2 protein-coding genes are annotated in these 1,883 nt (G+C 30.4%); both read right to left on the bottom strand.

Features of this window, described 5'->3' with window-relative positions; genetic code table 11:
• Positions 1-221 precede the first annotated feature (221 nt).
• Positions 222-803 (bottom strand): RDD family protein, encoded by a 582-nt coding sequence (locus DFQ09_RS18620; RefSeq protein ID WP_115813128.1) that lies wholly within the window; start codon positions 801-803, stop codon positions 222-224.
• A gap of 147 nt (positions 804-950) precedes the next feature.
• Positions 951-1,778 carry a hypothetical protein gene (locus DFQ09_RS18615; RefSeq protein ID WP_115813126.1) on the bottom strand — a complete coding sequence of 276 codons (828 nt, stop codon included), beginning with the start codon at positions 1,776-1,778 and terminating at the stop codon, positions 951-953.
• Between the last annotated feature and the right edge of the window lie 105 nt (positions 1,779-1,883).

Below are 1,883 nucleotides of genomic sequence, written 5' to 3'. Positions count from 1 at the left end.
CGTAGTAAAAAGAGGAACACCTTATGTCGTTCTTCAGCAATATGCAGCCTAAAAAATAAAACTAAATATTACTAGGATTTGATCTTGGAATACGTATATGGTTTGTTGCGTGGTTTAGCACGTAATTTAGCAAATAAAAACCGAATAGAAAATCCGCGAGGATTTTCGTAAGTAGGCTAGAACTAGCAATAAATTATATACGGTGTTGGCAAATCGTTTTTTTAATTCATGTTCGGCAATATCAGACTTAATCCATAAAAGTAAATTCCACCGATTATTAAAATTCCGATAAAATTTAATTTCAGCGTTGTGCTTTTTAAATCAGTCCATATTGACTTTAATTTCTCTTTTTCTGATTCTACGACTTTGGTATTTGCAATAAAATCTCCAATTCGCCTTTCGGGATTTATAAATCCGACAACAACTTCTAAAGGCCAAGCAACACAGATTGTCAAATTCCGCACGAAACATTGCAATTCTGTTGCTGGTTTTTCCGTTTTTTGATTTATTACTTTATAGCCTAAAATCCGTTTAGCAGGACTTTTTCCTTTAAAAAAGTCCTTATTTAAATAAACAAAAACTATCAGAAAAAAAACAAAGAATCCCATTCCGTCATTCATTTTTAGTCCAATATTTTCAGATATTATAGTCAGGATAATTGCTGGCGGGATAATCAAAATACACATTAGAAAATGGTCTAATAACATACTCGAAATTCTCCGAAGTCTATAGTTTCCATCAACTGTTTTTTTTATTACTCCAACAGCAGTCATTTCGTTAGAATTTTGATTGTTTTCGGTCATTTCTTAAATGTTTGCCAACGGTTTTGTATATGATACGTTGCGTGTGTGAGCAACTAATTTAGCAAATAAAAACCGAATAGAAAATCCGCGAGGATTTTCGCAAGTAGGCTAGTACTAGCAATGGATTATATACGTTGTTGTGTACAGTTATTTGTATTCATATATAAATTCGTTTCTCAATTTATCATTTCGAGAGAACTCTTTTTTTCTTTCAAGTTTGCCATTTTTGTCATAAATCAACAGTGTATATTCCATTACAACATTCTTTTTCTTATACACTTTTTCGATTTTACTTAATCCAAACTCGTTGTATTCGTAGCGATAGAATTCAGAATCCTTATCATCTCTTTTGGTCAATCGACCTTTTTTATCGTATTCGTAAGTGAACTTTTTTCGATATTTTTTTCTGGTAGGAAATGTTTCGTTAATCAAAAGGTCATTTTTGAAATCACTTGTTTTATATAATACAGAATCTCTGTAATGTTCAATTTGTTTTAATTTCCCGAACAGATTGTATTTAAAATAGTTCTTCCCATCTAAATCCGTTATGAAATCAAGTTTTCCTTTTCTTTTATATTGTTTTTCAATTGCAGTAGTAACTCTTTTAAAATCAGGTTCATATTTTAATAAAACAATACTGTCAGGATTTTTGAATTTATCGTAGTAAATATTTATAATTCCGTTTCCCATTCCAGAAACGTGGTTTTCAATATCAGTTCTTTTTTGAGATTCTGTTTTTTTTCCTTTGTAGATAAAGAAATGTCCAAATTTTGAAGTGTCATTTAAGAATTCAATTTTCTCATAGAAGAATCCACTTTTATATTCAGTCAGTTTTGTCCAGAGAGTTGTGTCGTTAGTTTTCGGATTTATATTCCATTCATATCTTATCGATTTAACATCAGATGTGTCAATTTTTACTTGCGAAAAACTCGAAGTAGAAACTGAAATTAAAATGATAAGCAGGAAGTTTCTCATAATTGTACACAACGTGTTTCTTTAGTTTGTAATAAATATCTTTATATAGAAAAAGAGGAGAACTATAACGTGTTTTAGATTAGTGATCCCTTACACGTACGAGTC

The organism is Winogradskyella pacifica (genome assembly GCF_003386275.1).
Classification (GTDB): domain Bacteria; phylum Bacteroidota; class Bacteroidia; order Flavobacteriales; family Flavobacteriaceae; genus Winogradskyella; species Winogradskyella pacifica.
The sequence above is the reverse complement of the archived record's forward strand: the minus strand, read 5'-3'. Positions and strand labels throughout refer to the sequence as shown.